Raw genomic sequence first — 23,458 nt, forward strand, 5'->3', positions numbered from 1 at the left:
CCGATGTCCGCACCAACCACCACCATCACCGCGGTCACCCCAGGGGGCCCGGTCGGGGCCGCCGCTCCGGCCAAGCGTCAGCGACTGCGGTTCGTCGCCAACCCGAAGGCCGCCACCGGTCTGGTCGTGCTCGGCTTCTTCTGCCTGATCGGGATCATCGGCCCGTGGATCGCGCCCTTCGACCCGTCGGCGCGCAGCAGCGACCTGATCCAGGCCCCGTCCGGCAAGCACTGGTTCGGCACCACGCACCTCGGCCAGGACATCTTCAGCCAGGTCCTCGTCGGCACCCGCGGCGTCATGTTCGTCGGCCTGCTGGCCGGCGTCATCGCGACCGCGCTGTCGGTCCTGATCGGGGTCAGCTCCGGCTTCCTCGGCGGTGCGGCGGACGAAGGCCTGTCCGCGCTGGCGAACGTCTTCCTCGTCATCCCGGCCCTGCCGCTGATCATCATCGTCGCCTCCACCATCCCCGGCGCCGGTGACCTGATGGTTGCCTTGGTCATCGGCTTGACGTCCTGGGCCTGGGGAGCCCGGGTACTACGCGCGCAGACCCTCTCGTTGCGACGGCGCGACTACGTCGAGGCCGCCCGGGCGACCGGCGAAAGTACCTGGCGGATCATCACCGTCGAGATCCTGCCGAACCTGACAGCGATCATCGCGTCCGGCTTCGTCGGTACCGTGATCTTCGCGATCATGTCCGAGATCACCCTGGCCTTCATCGGCATCTCGACGATCTCCGAATGGAACTGGGGCACCATCCTGTTCTGGGCGCAGAGCCAGCAGGCCCTGGCCCAGGGCGCGTGGTGGTGGTTCGTCCCGGCCGGTCTCGCGATCGCCATCCTCGGTACGGCGCTGTCGCTGATCAACTTCGGGATCGACGAGTTCGTCAGCCCGCGGTTACGCAGCGCCGGCCGTACCCGGGTCAAGACCAACGACGGCCGTACCGTCAAGATGCGGGTCGGCTTCACCCCGGTGCTGAACACCGCCAGCAAGGACGCCCCGGTCACGCCGGTCGTGCGTAAGACCAAGGAAGCGAAGGGCGCGGCATGAAGGCTCCTGTGCTCGAGATCAAGGACTTCAACGTCGACTACGGCCTCGGCGACCAGTCCGTCCAGGCGGTCCGCGACGTCACGCTGACGCTGCACCGCGGCGAGGTGCTCGGCCTGGCCGGCGAGTCCGGCAGTGGCAAGTCGACGCTGGCCTACGGCATCACCCGGCTGCTCCCGCCGCCCGGTGTGATCAGCGGCGGCTCGGTCATCTATCACCCGCCCGGCGGCGAACCGTACGACGTCATGTCGCTCAGCAACGCGGAACTGCGGGCCTTCCGCTGGGCCGAGACCTCGATCGTCTTCCAGGGCGCGATGAACTCGCTCAACCCGGTGCACAAGGTCTCCACCCAGATGCTCGACGCGATCCGCGCGCACGAACCGCAACTGAGCCGCGAGGCGCGGATGGCCCGGGCCAAGGAGATGCTCAAGCTGGTCGGCATCTCCGCGGACCGGATGGACGCCTACCCGCACCAGTTGTCCGGCGGGATGCGGCAGCGGGTGATGATCGGGATGGCGCTCGTCCTCGAGCCGCAGGTCGTCATCATGGACGAGCCGACCACCGCGCTGGACGTGGTGATGCAGCGCCAGATCCTCGCCCAGCTGGTGGAGTTGCGCGAGCGGCTCGACTTCTCGGTGCTGTTCATCACCCACGACCTGTCGCTGCTGGTCGAGTTCTCCGACCGGATCGCGATCATGTACGGCGGCCGCATCGTCGAGCAGGCGAAGTCGGCCGATCTCTACAAGGACTCCCTGCACCCGTACAGCGAAGGGCTGCTCAAGTCCTTCCCGGCACTGCGAGGTCCGCGCAAGGAACTGGCCGGGATCCCCGGTACGCCGCCGGACCTGCGCGGCATGCCCACCGGTTGCGCGTTCCATCCGCGCTGCCCGCACGCGTTCGACCGCTGCTCGACGGAGATCCCCGTCCTCGGCGTCCCTGAGGCCAGGAACGACCCGAACCGTGAAGTGGCCTGCTGGCTGCCCGGGCGCGTACCCGTCGGCTGATCTCCCACCACTACCTTCCGAAGGGAGCAAAGTACGGCGCTCGCCCACCGGCGGGCGCCGTACCAATGCCTATGAACACCACCGCTGTCCCCACCTCCGCAGTGTTCACCGCGCCGGCGACCGAGCAGGCGCTGATCGACAGCCTGCCGCCGGGCTTCCGCTGGGGCGTCGCGACCTCGGCCTACCAGATCGAGGGCGCCATCGACGCCGACGGCCGGACGCCGTCGATCTGGGACACCTTCTGCAAGGTGCCCGGTGCGATCGACAACGCCGACACCGGCGACATCGCCTGCGAGCACTACACCCGGATGCCTGCTGATGTCGCGCTGATCAAGGAACTCGGGCTGGACACGTACCGGTTCTCGGTCTCCTGGCCGAGGGTGCAGCCGGGCGGCAAGGGTGGGATCAATCCGGCCGGGATCGCGTTCTACGACCGGCTCGTCGACGAACTGCTTGCCCAGGGCATCGACCCGTGGGTGACCTTGTACCACTGGGATCTGCCGCAAGAGCTCGAGGACGCGGGCGGCTGGCCGGTGCGCGATACGGCGTACCGGTTCGCGGACTACTCGATGCTGGTGTTCGACGCGCTGAGCGACCGGGTGGACACCTGGACGACGCTGAACGAACCGTGGTGCTCGGCGATGCTCGGCTACGCCTATGGCGCCCACGCGCCGGGCCGCAAGGAGTACCCGAAGGCTGTCGCGGCGGTGCACCACCTGCTGCTCGGCCATGGTCTCGCCACCGAGCGGATGCGCGAGGCGGCACCCCGCAAGCTCGACATCGGCATCACGCTGAACGCGGCAACGGCATACCCGGCGAGCGACGCCGAGCCCGACCTCGAGGCCGCACGCCGGGCGGACGGCATGGGCGCACGGCTCTACCTCGACCCGCTGATCCACGGCCGCTACCCGGCCGACGTGATCGCCGATCTCGCTGCCGAGGGCATCGAGATCCCCGTCCAGGAAGGCGATCTGGCGACCATCTCGGCGCCGTTCGATGTCCTGGGCATCAACTACTACTTCAGCCAGAAGTTCACCGGCTTCGACGAGGACGGCAAGACGGTCGGCGACGACGGCCTGCCGATCACCCGCACCCTGCCGCTGAACAGGCCGCGCACGGCGATGGACTGGGAGATCGTCCCCGAGGGCTTCACCGACCTCCTCGTCCGGATCAGCAAGGACTACCCCGGCGTCCCGATGGTGATCACCGAGAACGGCTCCGCCTTCGACGACACCGCCGACGAGAACGGCTACGTCGCCGACGAGGGCCGCACTGCCTATTTCGCCTCCCACCTGGCCGCCGTAGCCGAGTCCATCCAGCAGGGCGCCGACATCCGCGGCTACCTCGCCTGGTCCCTGCTGGACAACTTCGAATGGGCCTACGGCTACGAGAAGCGCTTCGGCATCGTCCGAGTCGACTACGAAACCCAAACCCGCACCCCGAAGCAGAGCGCCCTCTACCTCCGGGAGCTGGCCACCAGACACCGCATCACCCGCTGATACAGGAGGAGTCCGCGTACCCGCGCGGACTCCTCCCACAGCCAGGGGTGGTCAGCGCCAGGCGATTTCGGGAGCCCGGTAGAAGTTGAGGCTGAGGGCGTCCCAGCGGGAGCCTTGACCACCAAGGCGACCCTTGTAGTTGTTCCAGTCGAGGGCGGACGCCGGGGACCAGCCGAGTTCGGCGATGCCTGGCAGACGTGGGAATGCCATGAACTCGAGCTTGTCCAGGTTGTCCAGGGTTTCGGTCCAGATCGGGGCCTCGACACCGGCGACTGCGCTGGTAGGCAGGTTCGGGATCAGGGTTGACGGGTTCCAGCTGTAGGACTTCTGCACGCTGACGTAGCCGGCCCAGGACAGCCCGTACGGCGTACTGGAGTTGTACTTCATGTCCAGGTAGGCCCGGTTGGCCGGTGACAGGACGACCTTGCTGCCTTGGGCTGCGGCCTTGCGGGCCAGATCGCGGGAACGCGTGTCGTCGGTACCCCAGTACTGCGCGATGCTGTTGGCCGGCAACGTGGTTTCGGCGATCTCCTGCCAGCCCATCACCCTCTTGTTCTGCTTGGTGACCAGCGCGGACGCCTTCGGGATGAAGGTCAGGTAGTCGGAGTGCGGCGTGGAGTGCGCCTCATCCCCGCCGAGGTGGACGAGATCACCTGGGGTCTGTTGAGCCACCTCGCGGAACACATCGTCGAGGAACGTGTAGGTGACGGGCTTTGCGACACAGAGCGAGCTGAAGCCCACGTCAGTGCCCGTGTAGAGCGGCGGAGCGACCCCGTTGCAGTTGAGCTGGGCGTAGGACGCCAACGCGGCATTGGTGTGGCCCGGGGTGTCGATCTCGGGAATGACCTGCAGATACCGCTCACCGGCGTACCGGACGAGTTCTGCGAAGTCCGCCTTGCTGTACCAACCTCCCGGCGTACCGCCGACCTCGAGGCTTCCCCCGTACGTCGTGAGGCGCGGCCACGAGTCGACCTGGATTCGCCAGCCTTGGTCGTCCGACAGGTGCAGGTGAAGCTTGTTGAGTTTGTAGAGCGCGGCGAGATCGATGTAGCGCTTCACCTCGGTCAGGGAGAAGAAGTGGCGGGACACGTCGAGCATCGTGCCGCGGTAGGTGTATCGGGGTGAGTCGTCGATCGTCGTACCGGCAACTGTCCACGGACCGGCCTGTTGGGTAGTCGCGTCGGCCTTGCCAGGCAGTAGCTGCCTGAGGGTGGTGACTCCGCGGTACAGGCCTTCTGGGGTCGCCGCGGTCACGCTGAGCGCAGTGCTGTCGACGCGCAACTGATAGCCCTCGGCTCCGAGGGAAGCAGCGCCATTGGTGGAGAGTTTGATGGTGGCCGTGCCCGGCACGATCGCCAACGGATAGCCGGTGGAGACGCGCAACCTGGCGGCGAACTGCTCAGCGACCTTCCCGGCGGCTTGGCTCTCGTCGGGGCTGGCGGCGACGTTGATCGCGCTCGATGAGTTCAGGCTGAAGTTCTGGCCGGTCAGTACGGTCTGGCTGACCGGTTTAGGGATGAGACCGGGTGCGGGATCTGCCTGTGGCGTGGCCACGGCAGCCGTAGTAGATGCGAAGAGGGGCGTCGCGAGCAGAGCGGCCGTGACGAGGCCGGCAAGCGAGACCCGACCTGGGCGGCGGGCGAGTCGTTTCATAACCGAGAGTGTTCGGCCCCTCACCGACCGAGTCAAGGCCGAGCTTCCTGAGCCCTTCCTGGGGTAGCTTCCGCGCTATCGGTGTCTACGAGGGGAACTGGCTATGGGTGAGTACGTGCAGCTGGGTGCGGTGAAGACCTGGTACGACGAGCAGGGTGCGGGTACGCCGCTTGTCCTGATGCACGGTGGGCTGGTGGATGCGCGGTTCTTCGCGGCGAACACGCCTGCGCTGGCCGAGCACTTCCACGTCTACACGCCCGAGCGGCGCGGGCACGGGCATACACCGGATGTCGAAGGGCCGATCAGCTACCAGTTGATGGCCGACGACACGATCGCGTTCCTGGAGACCGTGGTCGGTCAGCCGGCGGATCTGGTCGGGCACAGCGACGGCGCCTTCACCGCGATGCTCGTCGCGATGCAGCGGCCCGAGCTCGTCAACCGGCTCGTGCTGATCAGTGGCGGCTTCAACAAGTCGGGCGAGGCGGGGCCGGAGATGGAGTGGGACGTTCCGGCGATCACGCAGTTCCTCGGACCGGCGTACGGGGAGGTCTCCCCCGACGGCGAGGAGCACTTCCCGGTGGTGGCGACGAAGATCGGCGAGATGGCAGCGAAGGAGCCTGACCTGCAGGCGTCGGAGTTGTCCGCCGTGACTGCGCGGACGCTGATCATGTTCTCCGACGACGACCTGGTGACACTGGCGCACTCGGTCGAGATGTACGACAACATCGCGAACGCCGAGTTCGCCGTCGTCCCCGGCACCTCGCACTTCCTCACCCAGGAGAAGCCCGACCTGGTCAACAAACTCGTCATCGACTTCCTCACCAAGGACCCGGTCCCCACCATCGCCGCCATCCGCCGCGCCCCAGCTCCCGAGTAGCCCCGGACCGCCACCACACACCAAGGTCGCCCGCTCGGGTGACCTCCCGCCTGACGACGGCCAATCGACCGGCCTGTGGCGAGGTTGGCGTGTGCTGGCGGTCCGCTGTCCGCGGTCACTTCGCGGAGCGGCCGCGGGGAACCCTCAAAGCGCCACCTTGTGCACCAGTTGAGTATCCGGCTGCCCCAGGAATGCTCAGGTGATGCACAAGGTCGCCGGCCCCGGGGCGCTGACCGCCCCGAGGTTTACGACGTCTCAGCAAGTAGCAGTCGGTGCAGCCCAGTCTGCGCGGTCGTTGTAGCCGCCGTCGCCTGCGTCACCGACGACCAGGTCGAGGACGCGGACGCCGGTCAGGTCGACGTCCACCGGCTTCGGGTGGTCGCGGTCGACCGTGCCCGAGTCGAACAGCACCTTGCCGTCACCGATCACCTGGAAGATCGAGGTGCCGCCTTCCGGACCGACGTTGCGGACCGCATCGTCGATGCCGACCGTCGCGGTGAACTTCGTGCACTGCTGGCCCAGGTAGTACCGGACCAGCGACGGCGAAGCGACGCCGATGCCCGTCGGGTAGGTCTGGCTGACCAGGCTGATCGGCGAACCGCCGCCGACGCTCTCGTCGATCGTCGGCGACATCCAGCCGCTCGTCGCCGTGATCCACGGGTGGTGCGAGAGTGCCGCAACACCGTCCGGCGGCACCGGCGCGATGACCAGCGGCGAGACCGTCGTCTGCATTTGCTTGCCGTAGCCAACAGCCTCGTACTGCGTTGTCGCGGTGAGCGTCGCGTTGCCCGCAACGGCTGTCGCCGGCAGCTTCACCTTGTAGGCCAAGGTGATCTTCTGGCCGGGAGCGAGCAGAAGCGGAGCCTTGCCGATCGGCGTGACGGTCCAGCCGGTGGCCGCGGTCAGAGTGACGGTCGGCTTGAGCACCGGCAGCAGGCCGTCGTTGCGGACGGCAACCTCTACGCGGAGTTCGTCGCCACCGGCAACGACCGGCGCGGCGCCTTCAGGAAGGGTCTGGGTACCGACCTGGGTGACCTGCGGAATCCCCGCAGTCACGTGCGGGATTCCCGGCAGACCGCGAGCCGGGCCGACGCGGAACAGCGCAGTACCGTGTGCCGGGACGGCGGCCGAGATGGTGCCGGCGCTTTCGGTCACGGCGTTGGTCCAGGCGTTCTTCAGCGTGAAGCGCGCACCGTGCAGGCCGACCGCCGAGGCAGTCGTGGTGAGCGTCTTCGCGCTGTCGCCGCGGTTGAGGAGTACGACCGCGCGGCTGCCGTCGGCCAGCCGCTTCACCCACGTCTCCGTAGTACCGGCTGCGCCGACTCGGACGGCCTGTACTGCGGCGCGGTCCTGGTTGATCGCGATGACGTCGGGGTCGGTCAGCATGCCGATCGTGGTGGCGCTGAGCTTGCGGATGTCGCTGCCCACGACGAGCGGCGCCGCGGCGACCGACCACAGGGTCAGCTGGCTGCGGAACTCCTCGTCGGACATGCCGAGCTCGGGCGCCAGGTAGTCCGGGTCGCTGAACGCGCCGGGCTTGACGACCTCGGGGTGCTTGGCGTTCGCGTCGTAGTTGCGCAGGACATCCTTGAACTTGATGTCGCCCTGGAAGCCGACGTCGGTGTAGGTGCGCCACGACTGCGCGATGTTCGGCGCGTACGACCAGGAGTTGATCGACTGCTGCGACTCGGGATAGTTGCCCCAGTCGGGCGAGGTGACCGGGTTGCAGAGGTTGAAGATCATCGGCCGGTGGCTCGCGTTGTTACGCAAGGCCTGGGCGAACTCGGTGAAGACGGTCTTCGGGTCCAGGTTCGCCGCGATGCCGCAGAGGTAGTCGACCTTGACGGCGTCGAAGCCCCAGGCGGCGAACTGGTCGGCGTCACGCTGGTAGTAGCCGCCGCTGCCGAGACCGCACTTGCCCGGGATGTACGGACCGGCGTCGGTGTAGATACCGGCCTTCAATCCCTTGCTGTGGATGTAGTCGACGAGCGGCTTGAGCCCGTTCGGGAACTTGGCCGGGTTGGGGACCAGGTCGCCGGCCGCGCTCCGCGACTCGTCAGCCTGCCACCCACCGTCTAGCCAGACGATGTCGTAGCCGGCCTTCTTCAGCCCCCGGCTGACGATGGAGTCGGCGACGGACCGAATGGTCGTCTCGGTGAAGTCACCCCCGAGCCCGTAGTACGTGTTCCACCCCATGTACGGCGTCGGGCTGAGCACGGGCGCGGTATGGGTCGTGGATGCTGTCGAAGCCGCGGTGGTCGCGGCCGTGGTAGTTGCGGCTGTGGTAGTTGCGGCTGTGGTAGTTGCGGCTGTGGTAGTTGCGGCCGGGTTGGCCCCGGTGGTGGTGGCTGCTGCGGTCGTGGTGGCTGCTGCGGTCGTGGTGGCTGCTGCGGTCGTGGTGGCTGCTGCGGTCGTGGCGAGCGAGGCGGTCACCAGGATCGCCGCGAGCGCACCGCCGAACAGGGCGGATCGTCGTTTCACGTCTAATTCCTTTGCTGCCAGGGACGGAACGGGTCAGTCGAGGGTTTCGACGACCAGGCAGTGCGAGTCGGTCGGGGTGTCCCTTGGATCGGGGACGCCGACCTGCATCAGGTAGCTCCCCGGGTGGACCTCAGTTCCCACCCGGTACCTCTGTGCGGCGTCCAGCTCGACCAAGCGGACGCGCCGTGGTCGCGTCGGCAAGGTGCCGCGGACGTTGCTGTCACCGGTGTCCCACAGGAACACCACCGACCGGTCGGCCGCGACATACTGCACGCCGACGGTCGGCCCTTCTTCCAGCCAATGAACTATCCCTTGGGCCACGACATCGCGGATCGTCTTGTACTGCGCGACGTGGCGCGCCGCCGTGTCCAGCTGCTCGTCGGTCCAGCGCGACAGGTCGGCGCCGATGCCGAGGCCACCGGCCATCGCGACGTGGAAGCGGAAGTCCAGCGACCGCTCCCGGCCGTCGTGGGTACCTTCGGCGTCCGTCACCCAGGAGCTCATCAAGTGCGGCGAGTACCCGGTCAGGAAGCCGCGCTGGATCTTCAGCCGGTCGAGTGGCGCGGTGTTGTCACTCGGCCAGAGCGTGTCGACGCGAGCAGCCATGCCGAGGTCGACCCGGGCACCACCGCCGGCGCAACCTTCGACGTACACCTGCGGGTGATCGGCGCGGAGGCGGTCGAGGATCTTGTAGAGGTTGGTGACGACCTTGCCGTCGAGGTCGCGTCGCTGATCGCCTGCGTCGAGCCGCGGGCGGTTAGCGTCCCACTTGAGATAGCTGATCTCGTACGAGGACAGCAGCCGGTCGAGCGTCTCCCAGATCCAGTCGGCGACGTCGTCACGACTTAGATCAAGCAGCAACTGGTTGCGGATCGGCAGTGGTTCGCGGCCGGCCGTTTGCAGGATCCACTCGGGATGCTTGGCCGCGAGCTCCGACTTCGGGCTGACCGACTCCGGCTCCACCCACAGGCCGAACCCGAGCCCCACTTCCTTCAAGTCTTCGATAAAAGCCCCGAGCCCGTCGGGAAAGGCCACCGGATCGACGTCCCAGTCCCCCAGGCCACCGGTGTCGTCCGACCGCCCGACGAACCACCCGTCGTCGACCACGAAGGTCTCGACCCCGGCCCGGACTGCCCGCTCGGCCAACTCAAGCTGATGCCCGGCCTCTACGTCGAACTCGGTCGCGAACCAAGAGTTGTACAGAGCCTTTTGCGGAACCCTTCGCGAAAAGGTCCGTTGATAGGCGTGGAAGACCCGGGCCAGTCCGTCGACACCTTCCACGCTGCACCCGCCGACCGCCACCGGGGAGACCCAGCTGGATCCCGGGGCGAGGGCGAGACCAAGGCTGGACGGAGCCCTGCCCGCCTGGATCCGGGTCTGCCCGGTGGTGTCGACGTCCGCACTCAACTCCCAAGACCCCGACCACGCGAGCTGTACGCCCCACGTAGTACCGGCTGGGTCTTCGAGGTCGGCAACGGACAGGAAGGGTGAGTACGAGTGCCCGGTGATCCCCTGCCGACTGTCGACCGAGAATCTGCCGCGCCGCAACTCGACGATCCCCTGCTGGAACTCGCTGTTCCACTCACCCCACAGATACCTGACCACCGCACCGTTGCTGGTGGGAACAACAAATCCGGCCGACTCGTGCCGTCGCAGGGTCAGCTCCTCGGACCCGTCGTTGTTCACGGAGACCCAACGCTCAACAACGTCCAGCCCAGCCGGCATCCGGTAGTGCAAGACGATCCGCACAGCCCGCACGGCATCAACAAACGTCAGTTCCAGCGAGTCCCCAGTCTGATTCGAGTCAGCAAATACTGGGCGGAGTTCGTCCGAGCCGTCCGGCCCTGTCAGTACCAGGTCGGTGGGCGTGGTGTAGCGGACACCTCTCACCGCGTACTCGAGTGGCTCGAGGTCAGCTCGTGGGAGGTAGTGCTCGGTGCCGACCGGTGCTACCAGGGACGGGCCGTCAGCGACCGCGTGCGGGCCCCAGGCAACCAAAGAAGCCCACTGCCCATGCGACGGGACTTCCACGACGTACGACGTGGTTGCTCCGCGCAACGTCCATTGGGTCACTTGACGGCTCCGATCGCGAGGCCGGACACGAAGTGCTTCTGGAACTTCAAGAACACCGCAAGAGTGGGGATCGCCGCAATGACGGTGCCGGCGGCAATCACATTCCAGGAGGAGACGAAGAGGCCCTGCAGACCGAGCAGAGCCGGCGTGACCGGCATCTTCTCGCCTGAGCGGATGACGGTGATCGACCAGAGCAGGTCGTTGAAGATCCAGGTGAAGGACAGCGCACCGAGCGCCGCCATCGCCGGACGGGTCAGCGGCAGGATGACGCTGGCGTAGATCTTGCCCGGGCCGGCCCCGTCGATCGTCGCCGCCTCCTGGATCTCCTTCGGCAGATCACGCATGAAGCCGTGCAGCACGAAGGTGTAGAACCCCAGCCCGAACCCGACATGCACCGCGATCAGCGCGTACAACGTGTCGTAGTACCCGGTCAGTTCGACGAACCGCGAGATCGGGATCAGCAGGATCTGCGGCGGCAGCAGGTTGCCCATCAGCATCAGGAGCAGCACCGTCCGCCGGAACGGGATGTTGTACCGCGCCAGCCCGTACGCCGCGATCGAGGCCAGCCCGAGACTCAGCAGCACCGCCGGGATCGTCACCGCCAACGAGTTGATTAAAGCTCTGAACTCGTCCGCGTCCTCCCATGCCGACTTGTACGTCGAGAAGGTGAACGAGTGTGGCAACGCTCCGAGCCCGTTCGTCGCGACGTCGTCGAAGCTGCGGAACGAGATCACCACCACCCACAGGATCGGCGCGATCCACAGGAACGAGACCAGCCCCATCGCCAGGTGGTACCCACCGGTCTTGAAGCGATTGGTCATGTCTCCTCCCGGAAGGCACGGATCAGATAGCCGAGGATGACGGCGAGCGCGAGGATGAAGATGACCACGGCGATCGCGGATGCGTAGCCCAGCTGGGTGGACTGGAACGCGGTCGAGTACATGTATGTGCTGAGCAGCTCCGAGGAGTGGTACGGCCCGCCCTTGGTCATCGACCAGACGATGTCGAACGATCTCAGCGAGTCGATCACGATCACCGACAGTACGACCGAGTTGACGCCCTTGAGCTGCGGGATCGTCACGTACCGCGTGCGCTGCCAAGCCGACGCGCCATCCACCCGGGCCGCTTCGTACAGCGAGGGATCGACGGCTTTCAGGCCGGCCAGGTAGAGCACCATCACGTACCCGATCTGCCGCCACAACGCGGGCAGGATCACGGCGTACAAGGCGGTGTCGGGATCAGCGAGCCAGGGCCGGATGAGGTTCTCCAGCCCGACTCCGCGGAGTACGGAGTCGACCAGACCGTCCGGCTGGTAGAAGACGCGCCAGATCAGCGCGGTCACCACCAGCGAGAAGACGACCGGCGTGAACAACGCGGCCCGGTAGATGCCGACGCCACGCCGCTCCTTCTGCAACAGCATCGCCATCCCGAATCCACCGATGACGCTGATGCCACCGAACAGCACCAGCCAGATCGCGGTGTTCTTCAACGCGGTCTTGAAGATCGGATCCGAGAACATGTCCCCGAAGTTGCCCAGGCCGACGAACTTCGGCGCGGACAACCCGTCCCAGTCGGTCAGCGACAACCAGAACCCTTGCATGGCAGGCCAGAACACCCACACGGCCTCGATCGCGAACGGGATGAAGACGAACGCGAGGATCAACGGCGACACTCGCCAGGGGCGCCGCTCTCCAGACCTTGAACCAAGCCTTGAGCGAGGCGGAGCGCCAGGCGGCGATTCGGGTTCCACGGTGGTTGCGGTCACGCCTTGAACACTTTCTCGGCCGCCGCCTGCCAGTCCTTGAGGATCTTGTCGATCTGGTCCGGCTTGTCCATGAACTTGGTCAGGGCAGCATCGGCAGTCGGCTGCAGGGCGTCGCTGGAGTCACGATTGAAGAACTGGGTCAGCTCCTTGGCGCCCTCGATCATCGCCTTGCCCTTCTTCACCAGCGGGGTGTCGGCCGACTTGCCGTCGGGGTTGGCCGGGATCGCCGTCCCCGAAGAGCTTTCGACGTAGATGTTCTGCGCCTCGGGCGTGGCCAGCCAGGTGAGGAACTTCTTCACGCCCTCGGGGTCCTTGGCCTTCTTCGAAGCGAAGTACCCGTCGGTCGGCGCCTCTTCAGCGACCGGTACTGCGGGGTCGATGATCGGGAACTGGAAGAAGTCGATGTCGTCGAGCGCGTCCTTGGGGGCGGAGTCGGCGAAGAAGGTGCCGATCAGGAACATCCCGGTCTTGCCGCCGAGCAGCGCCGAGGTCGCCTCCTGGAAGGGGAACGACTTGCCCTTCGGGTCGAAGTACGGGAGCGCCTCCTGCCACTTGGTGAAGACGGCTTTGACCTTCGGGTCGTCGAAACGGCCGCGGCCGGCCAGCAGGTCGCGGTGGAACGGCGCTCCGTTGATCCGGATGTTCAGGTAGTCGAACCAGGCCGACGCGACCCACGGGGTGTCGCCCAGGCCGATACCGATCGGTGGGACGCCCTTGGACTGGATTGTCTTGCAGACGGCGATGAACTCGTCCCAGGTCTTCGGCGGCGTCACGCCCCACTTGGCGAAGTTCGACTTGCGGTAGAACATGCCCCACCAGTAGTAGCTGGTCGGCACGAAGATCTTCTGGCCGTTGGTACTGGTGGACAGCGTCTTCATCGACTCCGGGTAGTTGCCCATGGTGTCCCAGACGCTGGTGATGTCGAGCAGCAGATCCTTCTTCGCGTACGAGTCCGCGACCGAGCCGGCGTACCAGGTGTAGACGTCCGGCGGGTTGGCCGAGGTCAGGTATGTCGGGAGCTGGGTGCGGAAGATCTCCGAGGCGACGGTGTTGAGCTTGACCGTGCTGCCGCCGGTCTTGTTGTACGCCGCGACGAGCTTCTCCATCGCGGCCTTCGCCTGCTCGGCGGAGAGGTTGGACTGCAACGAGAGATTGCCGGTCGCGCCCGCACTGGAGCCCGCACCCGGCGTCGGGGTCGAGGTGGCGCAACCCGGCACCAGGGCCGCGGCCCCGAGCACTCCGAGCCCCTTGAGGAACGTCCGCCGATCAGCTGCCAGACCCGCCATGACTACTCCAGTCGATTGAGTGGTTCGTTCTGCGGAGGATCTTGCAGCCGGTCCGTCGGGCATGTCAATATTAATTCGTAAATTACGATGAAATCGCTTGACGTGGTTGCCTGCTCACGGTCAACTAGGGGTCGTTCATCGTTGGAGAGCGTGGAGGCTTCTGGTGCGGCTGGCTGAGCGGGTGATCGTGGTGACCGGGGCCGCGACGGGGATCGGCGCTGCCTGCGTGCAGCGACTGCTCTTCGAGGGCGCCTCGGTTGTGCAGGTGGATCTGCACCCCTGCAAGGAGATCCCGGGCAGCGCGATCGCTGTCACCGGCGACGTCTCCTCCCCCGACACCTGGACCGAGGTGCGGTCGCGTGGACGCGACGAGCTCGGCCCGATCGACGGGTTCGTCAGCAACGCGTACACGATCGACGTCCGGCCGGCACACGAACTGCCACCGGCCTCCTGGCAACGCCAGCTCGACGTCAACCTGACGGCGGCGTTCCTCGGATTTCAGAGCTTGTACCAAGACCTGGCGGCGCGTGGCGGATCCGTAGTACTGGTCTCGTCGGTGCATGCGCTGGCCGGGATCCCCGGTCATCCGGCGTACGCCGCGACGAAGGGTGCTCTGGTTGCGCTCGGGCGGCAGCTCGGGGTCGAGTACGGCGGGTCGATCCGGGTGAACACGGTGCTTCCGGGCCCGGTCGACACCGCCGCGTGGGACCGTGTCACCGCCGAGGGCAAAGTGCAGAGCGCGCGGGCGACGGCCATCGGACGGCTCGGGCGGCCCGACGAGGTCGCTCAGGCGATCGCCTTCCTGCTGTCGGAGGAGGCGTCGTTCGTGACAGCGGCCAGCCTGGTGGTCGATGGTGGCTGGTCAGCGGTCAAGGACTCGGCATGAAGACGCACTATCCAAGCGAAGCGCCGAAGCCGCTGGAAAGCGCAGGACTCAAGCGAAGCGCGGAGCCGCTGGGAAGCGCAGTGCCCATGGAGAACGTTCGGCCCGATGGTGAGGGCGACACAGTGAGAGGACGGGCGGCGTGACGGGGATTCAGCGCGGGGTGTCGCGGGGTTTGCACGGGCAGATCGTGGAGGTGATGGCGCAGCGCATCCTGTCGGGGCAGATCCCCCAGGGCGCGACGATCAACGTGCCCGATCTGCAGGCCGACCTCGGCGTCAGCCTGACCGCGGTCCGCGAGGCGCTCAAGGTGCTGACCGCGAAGGGGCTCGTCGACGCGCGGCAGAAGCGCGGCACGTTCGTCCGGCCGCGCTCGGACTGGAACCTGCTCGACGCGGACATGATCCGCTGGCACTTCGACGACGACGTCAGGCCGGAGCTGCTCGAGGAGCTCCACGAAGTCCGCGGCATTGTCGAACCCGCGGCCGCGCGCCTGGCCGCAGTACGGGCTTCTGACGCGCAGATCGACGTGCTCGACGCGGCGCTCGAAGCGATGTCGTCGGCAACCAATGATCTTGCTGCCGTGGAGGCGGATCTCGCGTTCCACAAGGCTTTGCTCGCTGCCACCGGCAACGAGTTGCTGACCAAGATGGAGGTCATCATGGAGACCGGCCTGGCCGATCGCGACCGGCTGGTGCACCGGGTGAAGCCCTCCGATGATCCTGTACCAAGCCACGCGCGCGTGGTTGACGCCGTCCGGGCCCATGACCCCGAGGGGGCCGAGTTGGCGATGCGCGAGTTGCTCGCCAAGGCTGCCGAGGACCTGTCCGCGGTGCGGAAGTCGACCGGCCGGGGTGGCAAGTGAAGATCGAACGGATCGAGACCTTCCTCGTCGCGCCCCGCTGGCTGTTCTGCCGGATCGAGACCAGTGACGGCGTCGTCGGTTGGGGCGAGCCGGTGGTCGAGGGGCGCGCCGAGGTCGTGCGTACTGCGGTCGAGGTGTTGTCGGAGTATCTGATCGGCCAGGATCCCCTGCAGATCGAGCGACACTGGCAGATCCTCGCCAAGGGTGGCTTCTATCGCGGCGGGCCGGTGCTGAGCAGCGCGCTGGCCGGGATCGATCATGCGCTGTGGGATATCGCCGGGAAAGTGTACGGCGCTCCTGTCGCGTCGCTGCTCGGTGGGCGGGTGCGGGATCGGGCGCGGGTCTATGCGTGGGTCGGTGGCGATGAGCCGGCCGAGATCGCGGATCAGGTTGCGGCGCAGGTCGAGGCCGGGATGACCGCCGTGAAGATGAACGCCAGCGCGCGGATCCAGCCGTCGCCTTCGCTGGCCGAGATCAACTCGGTGGTCGCGCGGTTGGAGGCTGCTCGTTCAGTACTTGGTGATTCGCGTGATGTTGCGATTGATCTGCACGGACGGGTCGGGGTTGCTGCGGCCCGGCGGATCTTGCATGCGGTCGAGCCGTTGCATCCCTTGTTCGTCGAGGAACCGGTGTTGCCCGAGCACCTGCATCATCTGGCGTCGGTGGTCGAGGCGTCGACAGTTCCTGTAGCACTTGGTGAACGGCTTTATCATCGCTCTGAATTCATGCCCGCACTCGAGGCGGGGGTGGCGGTGGTCCAGCCCGATGTATCGCACGCCGGTGGGATCTCGGAGTTGCGGCGGATCGCAGTACTGGCCGAGACGCATGGGGCTCTGCTGGCGCCGCACTGTCCGCTGGGGCCGATCTCGTTGGCGGCGAGTCTGCAGGTTTCTTTTGCCACACCTAATTTCTTGATCCAGGAGCAGAGTCGCGGGATCCACTACAACGTGGACGGCGACCTGACCTCGTACGTGACCGACCCGGCGCCCTTCACCTGGGTCGACGGCCATGCGGAGTGGAATCCGCTGCCCGGCCTGGGGATCACGGTCGACGAGGCTGCGGTACGGGCGGCAGACAAGAAGGGCCACGCCTGGCGCAACCCGATCTGGACGCACGAGGACGGATCCTTCGCGGAATGGTGACCGAACTCCCCACCAACGAGGTCGTCGTCGACCTGGATGACGGCGGCCGCTGGACGTCTCTCGTCCTCGGCGGCCGCGAGTGGCTGTGGGCCGGGCCCGGGTTGATCTCGGGGTCACGCGAGGAGCTGTCGACGTACGTCGACGTCGGCGGCCTGGACGAATGCTTCCCGACCGTCCGCGGCGTCCCCGACCACGGCGGCCTGTGGAACCAGCCATGGGGATCGCTGGACGAAGACGAGGACTGGGACGCCGTGCAATACGGCGACGCAGTCCTGCTCCGCCGCTTCAACGGCGGCGAACCCCCTGCAGAGCTGGACGAAACGGGCGCTATCTGGGTCGACTATCGCCTGGTCGCTCCGGCCGGCTATCGGTTTGTTTGGGCAGCGCACGCCCTGCTCGACTGCTCGGCCGGCAGCAAGCTCGACATCCCGGCCGGCACAGAGTCCCGCCTCTATCTCAACAGCACCCGCGCAGCTTCCTTGGCGACGGCGGAGCCTCATCGGGCGGCGAAGGAGCCCAGGTCGTGGGTAGCCGGGCAGTGGCCGGCGCCTGGTGGCGTTGATCTGAGCGTCTACGGTCCGACCGATGGTTCCGCGGTCGGCGCCGTCTTGATCGACTGCCCGACCACTTCGGTTGTCGACGGCCCGCTGGCGTTGGATTTCAGCTTGAGTTGCCCTGGGCAACCAGTGTCAACGGCATTGTGGCGCAACCTTGGCGGGTTTCCGGCGGAGGCGCCGTACCGGAGTTTGGGTGTGGAGCCGATGCTGGGCAGGGTTTTCGGGTTGGCCGAAGCAGGCCCGGGCGACGCCGCCGTAGTACCGGAGTCGGGTGAACTGACCTGGCGGCTCGTGGTGTCCGCCAGGTCAGTCTGATGACCGTGCTACCCGAGCGGCAGATCGAGTACCACGTTCGGGACCGTGGTGACGTTGCTGGTCCGGATGCTGTTCAGCTCGGCCGCCGTGATCGCGCGCTTGTAGAGGCGGACCTCGTCGAGCGAACCGTCGAAATGATGCGCCCCGTCGAGGCGCTGACCGACGAACATCTTGAACGGTCTGCCCGGACTGACCGACCCGGCCGGCGACGCGACGCTCGCCGCCTGGGCTCCGTCGACCCAGATCGACAACGTTCCCGCATTCCGTTGCAGCGCGACATGATGCCAGACGTTGTCGTTGTAGGCCTTCGTCGTCTCGACCGCCGCGGTAGCGCCGCCGGTCGTGATCAGACCGCGGATCCGTGCATCAGCCGGTTCAGCCCGCAGCCAGAACTGCGAGAACTCGTTGAGGTTGTAACCCCAGAAGATCGCCTGCGGCGTCGTCCTGGCTCCGTACTTGATCCAAGCCATAGCAGTAAAGTCCCCCGCCCCGACGGCGAGCGATTCGGCGAACGGCAACTGGATCGCGTCATCCGTCCCGTCGAGGTCCCGCGCCTGCCCGAACTTGCCGGCGACAGCGGTCGTACCACCGCGAAGAATGCCGTTGTTTCCCAACCCGGACACATCCGGCGTACTCGGACCGGCCGGTCCATCCGGCAACCCGATATCGGTCTCGATGAACCGCGCGAACCTGATCTGATCGCGCGCATCGACCGCCCCGGCCTCATACAGCAGACCGATCTCCCCGGTGTCGAGCACCGTCAGATCGGAGTACCCGGACCAGTCGCTGGTGATCCTGGTGCCGTCGGCAACGGACTGCCAGGTCTTGCCCTCATCGAAGCTCGACCTGACGGTCAGATACCTCCGCCGCTCCGGATCAGCCGGCGACGCGAACAGGATCCGGTTGTACTTCGCACCTTGATCAGTCGCGCGAAGTCTCAGCAACGACCCTTGGACGGTCGGCGTGGTGAGCCCGGGGATGGTCGCGTACGGAGCGGCGTACGTCTCGCCACCATCGTTGCTGACGGCAAACGTCCGGCTGTTCCCGGCGCTGCCGTTGTTGTTCCGGGCTCCCGCATAGATGCCGCCGTCAACCTTCTCGACAACGCTGATCTCCTGCGGGATGACGCCGTCGTTGCGCAGATCGGTCGCGCCTTTGTGCCACGTGTCGCCACCGTCGTCGCTGTAGACGAGCTGCCCGGCGACCTTGCCACCGGCGTCGTAGTTCGTACCAGCCACCAGGCGACCCTTGTGTGCGCCGCGGGTCAGCTGGATGCCGTGCACCGGGCCGGTCGCGTACCAGCCCCAGCTCGGGTCGTCGATCTGCGCACCGATGTTTTTAGCCTTGGTAAAAGTCTTGCCGTCATCGTCGCTGTACTGAACGTACGGCGTCCGCGGCTTGTTCGTGGTGCCCGGATCCATCGTCGTGAGCAGCACGATCCGGCCGGTCTCCAGGTCGACGACCGGGGTCGGGTTGCCGCGAGTGGCGACGGCGTTGGGGTCCGCGTCGGTGCCGGACAGGATGATCTTCTGCGCCGACCAGGTGCGGCCGTCATCCTCGGACCGGCGGATGACGAGGTCGATCTCCTGCGAGTCGGCGCACCAGGTGCGCCTGGCCTCGGCGAAGGCGAGGAGCGTGCCGAGCTTGGTTCGCACGATGGCGGGGATCCGGTAGCAGCCGTAGCCGGCGCCGCCCTTGTCGAACAGGACGGTCTGGGTGACGGCGGCCTCAGCGGGCTGGTTCTGCTGGGGCGCGGCCACGAGGCCGGCTGCCAGCAAGGCGAGGGAAATCAGCAACGGACGGAATCTGGGCATGGGTACGTAGACCTGCCTTCCGTGAACGGAAAGTAAACAACGGGGCGGTTGCTCACAAAGTAAGTTTCCCACATAGATGCAAGGGGTGAAGTAAGTGGTGGAGTTGCACGAGGAACTCAGCCGGCGCAAGGTGCTGGCGATCATCCGGGCCGACGGTCCCGACCGGGCCCTGGAGTGCATCCGCACCCTGGTGACCGCGGGGATCACCATCTTGGAGGTCTCGCTCACGACGCCGGGCGGCGCTGAGGCGATCGCCAAGGCGCGCTCGGAGTTCGACCCATCGGTGCTGATCGGTGCGGGGACTGTGATCACCGCAGCCCAGGCGGACGAGGTCGCAGCCGCCGGAGCCGGCTTCATCGTCACCCCGGCCATCACCCGAGGCGCCCACCGCAGCATCGACCTGGGCCTCCCGCTCCTCTGCGGCGCCCTCACCCCGACCGAGATCATCACCGCCTTGGATCTAGGCGCCCTCGCGGCGAAGGTCTTCCCCGCCAAGCTCCACGGCCCCGGCTACTTCCGCGAACTCCGCGCCCCGCTCCCCGACGCCCCCCTCATCGCCGTCGGCGGAGTCGACGCCACCACCACCCCGCAGTACCTACAAGCCGGCGCCCTCGCAGTAGGCCTCGGCTCCCCCCTCCTCGGCGACGCAGGCACCGGCGGTTCCCAATCTGAACTCGCCACCCGCGCCGCCACCTTCCTGCAGGCGGTAGTCGATGCCTGAGGTTCTGACCTTCGGCGAGGCGATGGTTTCGCTGCGATCCTCCCGGGCGCTACGTCTGGGCGGCGATGTGCACCTGTCCGTCGCGGGCTCCGAGAGCAACGTGGCGATCGGGCTGGCGAGGCTCGGGCATGACGTCGCCTGGTTAGGTGCTGTAGGCAACGATGAACCCGGCCGGCTGATCCAGCGCACCCTTCGCGCCGAGAACGTCGACACCAGCCATCTGCGCTTCACCGACGATTCGTTCACCGGCTTCATCGCCTTCGACCAGCCGGCCCACGACATCACCCGAGTCAGCTACCACCGCCGCGGTTCAGCCGGCTCCACCCTCACCGCCGCGGAATGCGTCGCCGCCGTGGCCCCGTCGGCACGCCCCGAAGACGATCCATCCGGTACGCCGTCCAGCGCCGCGCCACGCATCCTCCACGTCACAGGCATCACGCCCGCCTTGTCGGAGACAGCTCGAGGCGCGACGCTGGCCGCAGTACAGGCTGCTTCTGCTGCTGGGGTACAGGTCTCGCTGGACGTGAACTACCGCGCCCGCCTCTGGACCCGCACCGAAGCAGCCGCCGTACTACGTGAGCTGCTCCCCCACGTGACCACGGTGTTCGCCTCGGACGACGAGCTCGACATCCTCACCGACGCCACCGACCCGGTCGCCGCCCTACTCTCCACCGGCGCAACCGAAGTCGTCATCACCGCCGGCAGCAAAGGCGCCTGGACCCACACCTCAACCGGCACCATCCACCAACCAGCCCTCGCCGTCACAGTCGCCGACTCCATCGGCGCCGGCGACGCCTTCGTCTCCGGCTACCTCTCCGCCACCCTCGACAACCTCCCAACCGAGTCCCGCCTATCCCGAGCCACTACCACCGGCGCCTTCTGCGTAGGCGCCCACGGCGACTGGGAATCCCTCCCCACCCGCGAAGACCTAACCCTCCTGACCCACACCCACGGCACAGCCCTCCGCTGACTTATCCACAGTTCCCGAGAACAACCCCACAGCGACTGCGGTTCTTACTATCGTTGATTGATTCCGACCTACCATCGGGCAGACAGCTGCAACGACCTCTGGCCAGGCTGGGAGAGCACGGAAGAGCAGGGATTACGGGAAGGTCCGCTCACGACGCGTTGGACAGCCTCATCGGCTGCCGATTCCTCCGCGCGGTCGGGAAAGTGACGTGGAGAGCTATGGGTGAGCTACAGGATCAGATTCAGCGTCAGATCGAAAGGCTGGTCGGTACTGGCGCGGAGGCCGGTGTGCAGGTCGCTGTCTATCGAGACGGCGCGCTGATCGTCGACGCAGTGGCCGGCATGGCGGATCGGGCCACCGGGAGACCACTGACCTCCGGCACGCCGATCTTCAGTTTCTCCACTGGAAAAAACGTGACGGCCACGCTCGCGCATCTGCTCGTCTCGCGTGGGTTCCTCGAGTACGACAGCCCGATGACGGATCTCTGGCCCGAGTTCGGTGTGCACGGCAAGAACACGGCGACGCTGCGGCACGTCCTGACCCATACGGTCGGTCTTCCCGCCATGCCGCGCGACATCACGCCGAGCGAGCTTCCGGACTGGTCCAGGGTGTGCGAGTCGCTGGCTGCCGCCCCGCCGCGCTGGCAGCCCGGTACCGCGATGGGATACCACTCCTACACCTTCGGTTATCTCGTCGGCCAGCTCGCCCGCCGCGCGACCGGGCGCTCCATGAGCGAGCTGCTGCGCGAATGGATCACCGAGCCGCTCGGTATCGAAGGGCAGCTCTACTTCGCCGCACCGAACGGGTCGCTGCCGGAGTTGGCGCGCCTGGAAGAACAGGCACCGCGATGGCCTGCCGACCCGGACGACGGAGCTGCGATCCTCGCGCCGTGGGAGAGCCGGCCTAGTGCCGACTTCGGCAACAACAGCGTCATCCTGTGCGCCGACATACCGTCGGTGTGCATAGCTACCGCACACGGTCTCGCTGCGATGTACAACGCCGTCCTGCAGGGCAAACTCGTGGACCCTGCCCGGTTGGCGGACCTGTCCGCGCCTGCGTTCGAGGGTGTGGATCAGGTTTTCGGCAATCCGGTGCGGATGGCGCTGGGCTTTCCGATCGGCAGGATCGGCGCCCCTCCAGACGAGAACTCCGTGGCCTTCGGATGGCCGGGCGGGGGTGGAAGCTACGCCTACGCGGACCCCGCGCGAGGGGTTGCCTTCGCGCTGACGAAAACCCGGCTCAACCCGAATTTCGACACCGCGCTGTCGGTCACCACGATCCTGGCCGACCGTCTCGCCGAGACCCGCTGAGCTGCCCGACGGACGCACCGGGGCGGAATCCGCGACGATCACCAGGAGGAAATCATGACCATTCATCCGGCCGACGACCCGACCGTGCCAGAAACCAGCGTCGGCCCCTTCTCCTCGCCAGGCGCCGGCCCGACACCGTGGGAGGCGACGGAGTGGGCATTGCGGCGGATCCAGAAATTCCAGCTGTGCACGGTACGCCGGGACGGCCGGCCCCACGTGACACCGTTGCTGGCGATCTGGGCGCTCGACGCAATGTGGTTCACCACCGGCGAGACCGAGCAGAAAGCCAGGAACCTCAGCGCCAACCCGTACTGCGCGCTCACCACCGGAACCGCCACCCTGACCGGCACCGACTACGTCATCGAAGGCACTGCGAGCCTCGTCACCGACCAGGACACCAGGGAAGCCGTGGCGACCGCGTTCGAGCAAGCCTACGGCTGGCAGCTAACCCGCGAGGACGGAACCTGGCATCAACTGGGCAACGCCGTTCGGACCGGGAACGCTCAGCTCTACAGGGTTCAGCCCGACAAGGCATTCGCCTTCAGTACCGGCAGCGAGTCGTCCCAGACCCGCTACCGGTGGAGCTGATTGCCTAGGGCCCCGCTGCCCACCCCCGTCCGCGACACCCGCCGCGCACCGTCTGGAAACACCGCACAGCGCGGCCTCAAGGATCACCCAGTCGGAAGCCCGAGGCGGCAGGATGGGGACGGCGGCTCGACGCGGCCGCCGCCCTGCTGGATGGAGAGGAAACGAGACAGTGACAAGCTACCCGGAACTGATGCACACCGCGCTGGACACCACCGACTGTCGCGGGCTCGCCGAGTTCTATCGCGAGTTGCTCGGCCTGCAGTACCGACCCGGTGACGAGCCGCCGGCCGAAAGCGCCGAAGACGACGCCGACTGGCTCGTGCTCGTCGACAAGGACGGCAGGCGGAAGCTCGCGTTCCAGGAGGTCAGCACGCTCCCCCGCTCGACCTGGCCCGAGCACGACGTGCCGATGCAGCTGCATCTCGACTTCGCCGTACCGACGCGGGATGAACTGCAGCGGCACAAGCAACGCGCAGAAGACCTCGGCGCGACCCTGGTGCTCGATCGCTCCGAGGACGAAGGCGAGCCGCTCTACGTACTCGCGGACCCGGCCGGCCACCCCTTCTGCTTCTGCCTGATCACGCCGAAGGCTTCTATCGGCGTGTGGTGAC

20 protein-coding genes are annotated in these 23,458 nt (G+C 66.9%); 13 read left to right on the plus strand and 7 right to left on the minus strand.

Annotated elements, in window-relative coordinates; all coding sequences use genetic code 11:
- Positions 1–3 precede the first annotated feature (3 nt).
- The 3 genes from G3I17_RS19830 to G3I17_RS19840 all read left to right on the plus strand — a co-directional run bounded on the left by G3I17_RS19830 (position 4) and on the right by G3I17_RS19840 (position 3,547).
- Positions 4–1,047: an ABC transporter permease gene (locus G3I17_RS19830; protein ID WP_164598356.1), complete on the plus strand. Its 1,044-nt coding sequence runs from the start codon at positions 4–6 to the stop codon at positions 1,045–1,047.
- Entirely contained in the window at positions 1,044–2,048 is a 1,005-nt protein-coding gene (locus G3I17_RS19835; protein ID WP_164598358.1) for an ABC transporter ATP-binding protein, read from the plus strand. Before G3I17_RS19830 ends, G3I17_RS19835 begins: the two co-directional genes overlap by 4 nt.
- A 71-nt stretch (positions 2,049–2,119) precedes the next feature.
- Complete coding sequence (locus tag G3I17_RS19840; RefSeq protein WP_164598361.1) at positions 2,120–3,547, plus strand: GH1 family beta-glucosidase; 1,428 nt, start codon at positions 2,120–2,122, stop codon at positions 3,545–3,547.
- A gap of 51 nt (positions 3,548–3,598) precedes the next feature.
- Here G3I17_RS19840 and G3I17_RS19845 read toward each other — a convergent pair whose 3' ends face one another.
- Complete coding sequence (locus tag G3I17_RS19845) at positions 3,599–5,200, minus strand: beta-N-acetylhexosaminidase (protein WP_164598363.1); 1,602 nt, start codon at positions 5,198–5,200, stop codon at positions 3,599–3,601.
- Positions 5,201–5,303: 103 nt separating this feature from the next.
- Here G3I17_RS19845 and G3I17_RS19850 point away from each other — a divergent pair, with 103 nt between their 5' ends.
- Positions 5,304–6,077, plus strand: a complete 774-nt coding sequence (locus G3I17_RS19850; RefSeq protein WP_164598365.1) for an alpha/beta hydrolase — start codon at positions 5,304–5,306, stop codon at positions 6,075–6,077.
- A 255-nt stretch (positions 6,078–6,332) separates the two neighbouring features.
- Here the strand turns inward: G3I17_RS19850 and G3I17_RS19855 are convergent, their stop codons facing one another.
- From G3I17_RS19855 to G3I17_RS19875, 5 genes are all read right to left on the minus strand, one after another.
- Complete coding sequence (locus tag G3I17_RS19855; protein WP_343238354.1) at positions 6,333–8,558, minus strand: NPCBM/NEW2 domain-containing protein; 2,226 nt, start codon at positions 8,556–8,558, stop codon at positions 6,333–6,335.
- Positions 8,559–8,591: 33 nt separating this feature from the next.
- Complete coding sequence (locus G3I17_RS19860; RefSeq protein WP_164598367.1) at positions 8,592–10,631, minus strand: alpha-galactosidase; 2,040 nt, start codon at positions 10,629–10,631, stop codon at positions 8,592–8,594.
- Positions 10,628–11,452 carry a carbohydrate ABC transporter permease gene (locus G3I17_RS19865; protein WP_164598369.1) on the minus strand — a complete coding sequence of 275 codons (825 nt, stop codon included), beginning with the start codon at positions 11,450–11,452 and terminating at the stop codon, positions 10,628–10,630. The genes G3I17_RS19860 and G3I17_RS19865 overlap by 4 nt, the downstream gene beginning before the upstream one ends.
- Positions 11,449–12,303, minus strand: coding sequence for a sugar ABC transporter permease (locus G3I17_RS19870; protein ID WP_343238355.1), 855 nt, complete (start codon positions 12,301–12,303; stop codon positions 11,449–11,451). Before G3I17_RS19870 ends, G3I17_RS19865 begins: the two co-directional genes overlap by 4 nt.
- Positions 12,304–12,392: 89 nt before the next feature.
- Positions 12,393–13,682 (minus strand): substrate-binding domain-containing protein, encoded by a 1,290-nt coding sequence (locus G3I17_RS19875; protein WP_164598371.1) that lies wholly within the window; start codon positions 13,680–13,682, stop codon positions 12,393–12,395.
- A 163-nt stretch (positions 13,683–13,845) separates the two neighbouring features.
- Between G3I17_RS19875 and G3I17_RS19880 the strand changes: the two genes are divergently transcribed.
- The 4 genes from G3I17_RS19880 to G3I17_RS19895 all read left to right on the plus strand — a co-directional run bounded on the left by G3I17_RS19880 (position 13,846) and on the right by G3I17_RS19895 (position 17,444).
- Positions 13,846–14,568 carry an SDR family oxidoreductase gene (locus G3I17_RS19880; RefSeq protein ID WP_164598373.1) on the plus strand — a complete coding sequence of 241 codons (723 nt, stop codon included), beginning with the start codon at positions 13,846–13,848 and terminating at the stop codon, positions 14,566–14,568.
- A gap of 139 nt (positions 14,569–14,707) precedes the next feature.
- Positions 14,708–15,430: a FadR/GntR family transcriptional regulator gene (locus G3I17_RS19885; RefSeq protein ID WP_343238356.1), complete on the plus strand. Its 723-nt coding sequence runs from the start codon at positions 14,708–14,710 to the stop codon at positions 15,428–15,430.
- Positions 15,427–16,572 carry a galactonate dehydratase gene (gene dgoD / locus G3I17_RS19890; RefSeq protein WP_164598375.1) on the plus strand — a complete coding sequence of 382 codons (1,146 nt, stop codon included), beginning with the start codon at positions 15,427–15,429 and terminating at the stop codon, positions 16,570–16,572. Before G3I17_RS19885 ends, dgoD begins: the two co-directional genes overlap by 4 nt.
- The gene (locus tag G3I17_RS19895; protein ID WP_164598377.1) at positions 16,566–17,444 is read left to right on the plus strand and encodes a hypothetical protein; all 879 of its coding nucleotides are present in this window, start codon (positions 16,566–16,568) and stop codon (positions 17,442–17,444) included. Before dgoD ends, G3I17_RS19895 begins: the two co-directional genes overlap by 7 nt.
- Positions 17,445–17,452: 8 nt before the next feature.
- Here G3I17_RS19895 and G3I17_RS19900 read toward each other — a convergent pair whose 3' ends face one another.
- Complete coding sequence (locus G3I17_RS19900; protein ID WP_164598379.1) at positions 17,453–19,258, minus strand: sialidase family protein; 1,806 nt, start codon at positions 19,256–19,258, stop codon at positions 17,453–17,455.
- Between the two features lie 94 nt (positions 19,259–19,352).
- Here G3I17_RS19900 and G3I17_RS19905 point away from each other — a divergent pair, with 94 nt between their 5' ends.
- The 5 genes from G3I17_RS19905 to G3I17_RS19925 all read left to right on the plus strand — a co-directional run bounded on the left by G3I17_RS19905 (position 19,353) and on the right by G3I17_RS19925 (position 23,457).
- The gene (locus G3I17_RS19905) at positions 19,353–19,979 is read left to right on the plus strand and encodes a bifunctional 4-hydroxy-2-oxoglutarate aldolase/2-dehydro-3-deoxy-phosphogluconate aldolase (protein WP_343238357.1); all 627 of its coding nucleotides are present in this window, start codon (positions 19,353–19,355) and stop codon (positions 19,977–19,979) included.
- Entirely contained in the window at positions 19,972–20,949 is a 978-nt protein-coding gene (locus G3I17_RS19910) for a sugar kinase (protein WP_164598383.1), read from the plus strand. Before G3I17_RS19905 ends, G3I17_RS19910 begins: the two co-directional genes overlap by 8 nt.
- Before the next feature lie 218 nt (positions 20,950–21,167).
- The gene (locus tag G3I17_RS19915) at positions 21,168–22,259 is read left to right on the plus strand and encodes a serine hydrolase domain-containing protein (protein WP_164598385.1); all 1,092 of its coding nucleotides are present in this window, start codon (positions 21,168–21,170) and stop codon (positions 22,257–22,259) included.
- Positions 22,260–22,313: 54 nt separating this feature from the next.
- Positions 22,314–22,847 (plus strand): pyridoxamine 5'-phosphate oxidase family protein, encoded by a 534-nt coding sequence (locus G3I17_RS19920; RefSeq protein WP_164598387.1) that lies wholly within the window; start codon positions 22,314–22,316, stop codon positions 22,845–22,847.
- 169 nt (positions 22,848–23,016) lie between these two features.
- Complete coding sequence (locus G3I17_RS19925; RefSeq protein WP_164598390.1) at positions 23,017–23,457, plus strand: VOC family protein; 441 nt, start codon at positions 23,017–23,019, stop codon at positions 23,455–23,457.
- Position 23,458 lies beyond the last annotated feature (1 nt).

The sequence above is a fragment of the Streptomyces sp. SID13031 genome, from assembly GCF_010548305.1.
Classification (GTDB): domain Bacteria; phylum Actinomycetota; class Actinomycetes; order Propionibacteriales; family Kribbellaceae; genus Kribbella.